Raw genomic sequence first — 6,692 nt, 5'->3', positions numbered from 1 at the left:
AATCGATGTTGAAATGCTGGGCTACCTTTCGAAAACCATCACTGCCCTCTAGATAGGCAGTGATGGCTGCCAGCTTGAACTGTTCGGTGTACTTCATAACTCCCCCAAGGGTTGGATTAGTCTCCAATTTCTTGGGGGCAGTCCAGTTATGGTGTGAACCCTGTGGGAGCCGGCGTTGCCGGCGATGAGGCCCTGTCAGTTACTGCAAGGGCCGCAAGCGAAGATACCGACTCCCATCCCGCGGATCCTCCAGCACATCGCCCTGTACTCCGAAGGTTTCCCGCAATCGTTGCGGCGTCAGCACCTCCAGCGGCGCCCCCAGCGCCACCAGGCGTCCCTTGTCCATCACCGCCAGGCGATCGCAGCCCAAGGCCTGGTTCAAGTCATGCAGGGCGACCAGGGTGGTCACCGGCAAGCGCTGCACCAGCCCGAGGATGCCCAGTTGCTGCTGGATATCCAGGTGATTGGTCGGTTCGTCGAGCAGGAGAATCTGCGGCTGCTGGGCCAGGGCCCGGGCGATGTGCACGCGTTGCCGTTCGCCACCGGACAGGCTATGCCAGGCGCGTCCGGCCATGTGTGCCATGCCCACGGCGTGCAGCGACTGCTCGACGATCGCGGTGTCGTTCGCGCTCCATGGCGCCAGTGCCGATAGCCAGGGGGTACGCCCCAGTTCCACGGCATCGCGCACACTGATGCTGTCCTCGGTGCCGGCCTGCTGCTCCACCATCGCCAGGGTGCGGGCCACCTCGATACGCCGCAGGCCTTGCAATGCCCGCCCGCCGAGCCGGACCTCGCCGCTGTGCGGTCGCAACAAGCCGGCCAACAGCTTGAGCAGGGTCGACTTGCCGGAGCCGTTGGGCCCGACGACGCCCAGGGTTTCGCCGCTGCGGACCTGCAACTCGACGTCGCTGAGCAGTACCGCGCCCTTGACCCGGTAGCCCAGGCCACGGCAGCCAAGCACGGCGCTGGCTTCGCTGAAGGCATTCATGGCCGGCGCTGCCCGCGTACCAGGATCAGGGCGAAGACCGGAGCCCCGACCAGTGCGGTAATCACTCCGATGGGCAGCACCTGGCCTTTGAGCAGGGTGCGCGACAGCACATCCGCCGCCATCAGGAACAGCGCCCCGCACAAGGCGCTGAGCGGCAGCAGGCGGGCGTGCCGCGGTCCGACCAGCAGGCGCACGGCATGGGGGATCACCAGGCCGACGAAGCCGATGGAACCGACGATGGACACCAGCACCGCGGTCATCAGCGCGGTACCGGCCACCAGCACGATACGCACCCGCTGCACATCGATACCCAGGGCTGCGGCGCAATCGCTGCCGAAGGTGAAGGCGTCCAGCGTGCGCCGATGCCAGAGGCACAGCAGCAGCCCCAGCAGGACCACCGGCAGCGCCAGCCACACCGCCGGCCAGCGCACGCCGCTGAGATTGCCCAGCAGCCAGAACATCAGGCCACGCGCCTGTTCGGCACTGGCCGAGGCGGTGATCAGGAAGGAGGTGAGGGCGTTGAACAGCTGCGAGCCAGCGATGCCGGCGAGGATGATCCGGCCATTGCCGCCCGGGCCCCTGGCACCGCGCGCCAGCAGGCTGACCAGGGCGAAGGCGCTCAAGGCACCGATAAAGGCCCCGCCGGACATGCTCAGGGCGCCGGCGCCGAAGCCGATCAGGGTCACCAGCACCGCGCCTGTGGACGCCCCGGCGGAGATGCCGAGCAGGTAGGGGTCGGCCAGCGGATTGCGCAGCAGCGCCTGCAACACCACGCCGGCAGTTGCCAGCCCGGCACCGCAGGCGGCGGCCACCAGGGCGCGGGGCAGGCGGTAGTTCCAGATGATCCCGGCGTCTATGGGGTCGATGACATTCCCGGCATCCCACATTCGGTTGCCCAGTACCTCGAGCACTGTGGACAGGCCCAGGCGGGTTTCGCCGATGCTGGTCGCGGCGATGACCGCCAGGCCCAGCAGGGCGCCGACCCACAGGGCCTGGCCCAGGAGACGCGGGGCGATGGCGAGACGGGATGCAAGCATGGAACGGCAGTACCCAGTGACATGTTCGAAGAGCAGGCGCTGTACCTGCAGGGCTTCCTGCGGAAACCGGCGAGGGCGCGATGGTACGGGATAGGACCGCACAGGGCCAGTATTCGCGCGGCGATCTGGCTAAAGGCCATTGCTCGCGGTAGTGTGTGCTCTCATTTTTCCAGGCATCAGGGACGGAGCATGCGCCTATGGGTTGCCGATGGCGTCGAGCACATCGGCCTGTGTGAACAGGTCGGGTTCGAGGCTGTTGTCCATGACCGCGCCAACCTGGTCTGGCAGCAGCGTGTCGATCTGCAGGATGCCTGGCAGGCCGATGCCTTCGTGCAGCGCTACCTGCGGCATCGCCTGTTCGACATGCGCGGGCTGCTGGCCCGGCAGATCCTCATGATTCATCGGCTCAGCGACGAGCAGGTGTTGCGCCAGGTCGCCAACGAACTGCAGTTCGGCACCTTGCGCGCCGATATCTATGCCTGGCGTGCGCAGGTCATCACCCGGGCGGCCGACGCGGTGGTGGTCGTGGCTGCGCCGGTGGCCAAGGCGGCGCCGCAGCCGGAGCGGGTCGAGGTGCTGCCGCCGCAGCCGGTTGTCGCGCCTGCGCAACCGGTCAGTGCGGAGCCTGCTGACGAACCGCCCGCCGACGTGGCGGTGGCGCAGGACACCCTGGCGGCGATGCTTGAGCAGGCGGCGCAGGCGGCTACGCCGTTCTGTGAAGTCTGCGAACAGGCCAGGGCGCAGCCGCCCGCCGAGCCCACCGCCCGGGAAATGGCCCAGGGTGCCCAGGCGGCCGCGCTCGAAGCAGCGGCCGCAAGTGGCACGCCGTTCTGTGAAATATGCGAGGGCAAGCAATGACTGGAACGCTGATGGAACTGCTCTGGCCCGACACTGATGAAGCGGCGCACGAGCAGCTCTACTATCTGCTCGACGGTGCCCGGGACCCGGCGATCCTGAAATGGCTGGAGCGCAGTGGCCTGGAACGGGAATGCCTGTATGCCGGCGCCTTGATCCCGCGCCTGAAGGCGGCGGCGCCGTGGCTGGTCAGGTTGCCGGCGCGGGCGCCCGTGAGCCTCGAATTGCTCGAGCTGGGCTGGGGCAAGGCCTGGGGCATCCTGCTGGTGGCGCCGGCGCAGTTGTCGATGGACGCGTTGCGCCGGCACTGCAAGAAATTCCTCAGGGTGCGCACCGAGGACCGGCGGGTGCTGAATTTCCGGTTCTATGACCCGCGGGTGCTCTCGGTGTTCTTGCCGACTTGCGACGAGGGGCAGCACAAGGCGCTGGTCGGGCCGCTGCGGCGGATTATTGTCGAGGTTGATGACGGGGCTGATTGGCAGGTGTTTAGGTAGCGGCTGATGGCCTCATCGCGGGTAAACCCGCTCCCACAGTTGACCGAGCCTAGCCGGGATCTGCGAACGACGCAGGACCCTGTGGGAGCTGGCTTGCCAGCGATGAGGCCATCAGCCACGCCTCATAACACCCGGCCAGCCATGCTCTCCACCAGTTCCCGCTGGAATGCCGTCACCACCGGACTTGGCTGCTGCAACTGCACGAACTCCAGCATCGGATCCTCCACGCCAGTCCTCACTCCGGCCAGTTCCTCGATCGTTGCCAGCCCGCAAAACGGTACATAGGCCTCCGAGTACCCCCCTTCATGCACCAGCACCAGGCGGCCCTGACACAAGCGCTCGGCCGCTTCGCGCACCCGCCGGGTCATTTCGCGGAACGAGTCGCTGTGCAGCAGCATGCGCGCCAGCGGGTCGACGGCGTTGGCGTCGTAGCCGCAGGCGACGATGATCAGTTCCGGCTCGAAGCGCTCCAGCGCCGGCACCACGATACGCTCCATCGCGTGCAGATAGGCGACATGCCCGCTGCCCGGCGGCAGGGGAATATTGATATTCGCCCCCAGCCCGTCACCGCGCCCCCGGTCCTCTTCACCGCTGTAGCCGGCGGGGAAGCAGCCGTCCTGGTGCAGGGAAATGCTCAGCACATCGCCACGCTCCTCGAAGATCGACTGGGTGCCGTTGCCGTGGTGCACGTCCCAGTCGATCACCGCCACCTTGCCCAGCCCGCGCCCGGCCTTGGCCGCCTCGATGGCGATGGCGATATTGGCCAGGAAGCAGAAGCCCATGGCGCCATCGGCCAGGCAGTGATGACCTGGCGGGCGGGACAGCGAATAGGCGTTGTCCACCTCGCCGGCCAGCACCGCATCCACCGCCGCCATGGCCAGGCCGGCGGACAGCCTGGCGATCTCGTAGCTGCCCGGCCCGATCGGCGCATGGGGCCCCAGTTCGCCGCCGCCGGCATCGCTCAGGGCCTTGAAGCGTTGCAGGTAGCCGGCGCTGTGGACCCGCAGCAGATCCTCGTCGCTGGCAGGCGCGGCACTGCGCACCTGCAACTGGCGGGTCAGGCCGGAGACGTCCAGCAGGCTTTTCAGGCGGCGCTTGGTTTCCGGCGATTCGGCATGCCCGGCGGCGGCCGGCGGCTGCACCCAGCCGCCCACCGGCAGGGTCAGGGCGTGCAGGCCGGCGCTGTGCCAGAGGCTCAGTTCGTCGAAGAAGAAGGCAGTGTTTCGGCTCATGGTGATTCCGTCTTTCCAGGGTAAAAAGGGAGTGTTCAGGCGCCGCGACGGCAGCCGAGGATCAGCAACAGGGAAATGAAGGTCAGGCTGGCGGCGCCGATCAGCAGCGCCTGGAAGCCACCGCTGCCTTCGATCAGGCGCCCGGCGATGGCCGGCCCGATGGCCAGGCCACCGCCGATCACCAGGTTGGAGGCGTTCATCAGGCGTCCGGAGCGGTCGAGGTCGGCCAGGCAGGCGAGAACCAGCGGCAGGATGAAAGTCCAGGTGAACTTGAACACCAGCGCCGCCAGCGCCAGCCGGGCCAGGGCCGGCTGGCCGAGGAGCAGCAACACCGAGCCGACCATGGCCCCGTAGCCCAGCAGCAACAGCACGCCGCGCGGCACGCGCTCGCCGATCAGCGAGGCGCAGCCGGCGCCGACGATGCCCATCAGGGTGGCGATCGCCAGCACCTCGCCGCTGGCCCCGGCGGCGATCCCGGCCGCGGCGCTGATCGCCCCGATGAAGGTCCACACGCCGCTGAGGCTGATGTAGAAACTGAGGATGCCGAGGATGCCCAGGGCGACTTTCCAGTTCGCCACCGCCGGCGCAGCTTCCAGCCCCGGCTGCGCAACCGGCGCAGCGGCAGGGAAATAGCGCGCCAGTGGCAGGAACAGGCTCATCAGCAGCGCCAGCAGCAGGTAGCAGGCGGCCAGGCCGTAGCGCTCGAACAGCGGCGGCAGCGCGCTCAGGCCGATCGCCCCGACCACCAGCTGGCCCATCACCCACAGGCCGTAGACCCGGCTCGGATTGGCCGTGGACGCGGCGCTGGACAGGCACACGATCATCAGCGAACCGCCGGCCAGGGCGCTGCCAAAGCGCAGGGCGAGCAGCGTCGGATAATCCGTGGCCCAGATCGACAGCAGGTTGGCGGCGATGAAGGCGACCCCGGCCAGCAGCGCCGCACGGCGCCAGTCGACGCGCTTGAGCCACCAGAAGGCGGGCAGGGTGGCCAGGCTCATGGCGCCCAGTTCCACCGAGAACAGGTCGCCGATCTGCGAGGGCGCCAGTTGCCATTGCGTGGCCAGTTGCGCCGCCACCGCCGGGGCGGTCATCAGGATGGTCGGGGTGATCGCCGCGAACAGCACGATGGCGGCCAGCAGGGCCACCTGCGACGAAGCGGGAGCGGCGGCGGACAAGGGTTTGCTACTCATCGGCATGCCTCCGTCAGAACACATGGACCAGACGCAGCAACGCGTCGGTGCCGTGGTAGCCGTTGTCGGTGGCGACGTTCTGCGACATGCTGAACATCAGCTGGTTCTGTTTATCCAGCCAATGACCGACCTCGAAGCCGACCTGGGTGTAGCGCTTGTGGGTGTCGTCGATGCGCTGGTCGTTGATCCGCAGCTCGCCGCCGTCGGCGTGGATCAGGCGCAGGGCGCCGTAGGTGGCGGGGGTGAAGTCGTAGGAGGCGAAGGCTTGCAGGCGGTACAGCGGATCCTGCTTGAGGTCGGCGCCGAAGTAGTCGTCGTTCTTGCCGTAGAGCTGGGCTTCGAGGTTGGCCTCCAGCACCCATTTCTCGCCGATACCCTGGGTGTAGTTGTACACGAAGGTGGCGCCCCAGCGATTGGCCCCGGGCGAGACGTCCGGGTTCTGCCCGTGGTACTCGCCGACCGGCAGGGTGATCAGGGTCAGCAGGCCGCTGTAGGTGCGCGTCGTCGCATCGTTGATGAAGAACAGCGTGCCGCCCACCTGCGGGTCGCCAAAGCCGCTTTCACCGGTGTGCCGGCTGGCGCCGGGCAGGCGCGCATCGATATCGGCGAAGGGCACGATGAACTGCGGGGTGCACAGGGTGCCGCAGAGGTCGGTGAAGAATACCTGGCGGTAAGCCACGGCGTTGACCTTCAGTTCGGCCTTGCCGGTGCTGTCGGCCGGGCCGTGGAAATCACCGGCACGGGTGGCCGGCAGATACAGCACGCCGAGGCTGGTGCCGGCCGGGGCGCCGAAAAAGTCCCGGGCGTTGAGGTCGGCGGCCTGGGCGTGCAGGGCCGACAAGCCGCTGGCCAGGGCCAGGGCGGTGATCAGGGTGTGCTTCATGGTCGTTGCGTCT

Annotated in this window: 7 protein-coding genes; 2 read left to right on the top strand and 5 right to left on the bottom strand. The window is 67.8% G+C overall.

Going from position 1 to position 6,692, the window contains the following annotated elements; translation table 11 throughout:
* Positions 1-199: 199 nt before the first annotated feature.
* Both PSEMO_RS04415 and PSEMO_RS04410 read right to left on the bottom strand, forming a co-directional pair.
* Positions 200-988 (bottom strand): ABC transporter ATP-binding protein, encoded by a 789-nt coding sequence (locus PSEMO_RS04415; RefSeq protein WP_075801950.1) that lies wholly within the window; start codon positions 986-988, stop codon positions 200-202.
* A complete protein-coding gene (locus PSEMO_RS04410; protein ID WP_075801949.1) occupies positions 985-2,025 on the bottom strand; it encodes a FecCD family ABC transporter permease in 1,041 nt (346 codons plus the stop codon). The genes PSEMO_RS04415 and PSEMO_RS04410 overlap by 4 nt, the downstream gene beginning before the upstream one ends.
* 189 nt (positions 2,026-2,214) lie before the next feature.
* Between PSEMO_RS04410 and PSEMO_RS04405 the strand changes: the two genes are divergently transcribed.
* Together PSEMO_RS04405 and PSEMO_RS04400 are read left to right on the top strand one after the other, a co-directional pair.
* Complete coding sequence (locus PSEMO_RS04405) at positions 2,215-2,883, top strand: hypothetical protein (protein ID WP_075801948.1); 669 nt, start codon at positions 2,215-2,217, stop codon at positions 2,881-2,883.
* On the top strand, positions 2,880-3,374 hold the full coding sequence (locus tag PSEMO_RS04400) for a DUF4123 domain-containing protein (protein ID WP_075801947.1): 495 nt from the start codon (positions 2,880-2,882) through the stop codon (positions 3,372-3,374). Before PSEMO_RS04405 ends, PSEMO_RS04400 begins: the two co-directional genes overlap by 4 nt.
* 122 nt (positions 3,375-3,496) lie before the next feature.
* On the opposite strand, the gene PSEMO_RS04395 is transcribed toward PSEMO_RS04400, so the two are convergent.
* Genes PSEMO_RS04395 through PSEMO_RS04385 form a run of 3 tightly spaced genes read right to left on the bottom strand, consistent with a single transcriptional unit; the run spans position 3,497 to position 6,679 of the window.
* A complete protein-coding gene (locus PSEMO_RS04395) occupies positions 3,497-4,606 on the bottom strand; it encodes a class II histone deacetylase (RefSeq protein WP_075801946.1) in 1,110 nt (369 codons plus the stop codon).
* A gap of 35 nt (positions 4,607-4,641) precedes the next feature.
* Positions 4,642-5,802 (bottom strand): MFS transporter, encoded by a 1,161-nt coding sequence (locus PSEMO_RS04390; RefSeq protein ID WP_075801945.1) that lies wholly within the window; start codon positions 5,800-5,802, stop codon positions 4,642-4,644.
* A 7-nt stretch (positions 5,803-5,809) separates the two neighbouring features.
* The gene (locus tag PSEMO_RS04385; RefSeq protein ID WP_075801944.1) at positions 5,810-6,679 is read right to left on the bottom strand and encodes a transporter; all 870 of its coding nucleotides are present in this window, start codon (positions 6,677-6,679) and stop codon (positions 5,810-5,812) included.
* Positions 6,680-6,692 lie beyond the last annotated feature (13 nt).

Source organism: Pseudomonas putida (assembly GCF_001941965.1).
GTDB classification, from domain to species: domain Bacteria; phylum Pseudomonadota; class Gammaproteobacteria; order Pseudomonadales; family Pseudomonadaceae; genus Aquipseudomonas; species Aquipseudomonas putida_L.
The sequence above is the reverse complement of the archived record's forward strand: the minus strand, read 5'-3'. Positions and strand labels throughout refer to the sequence as shown.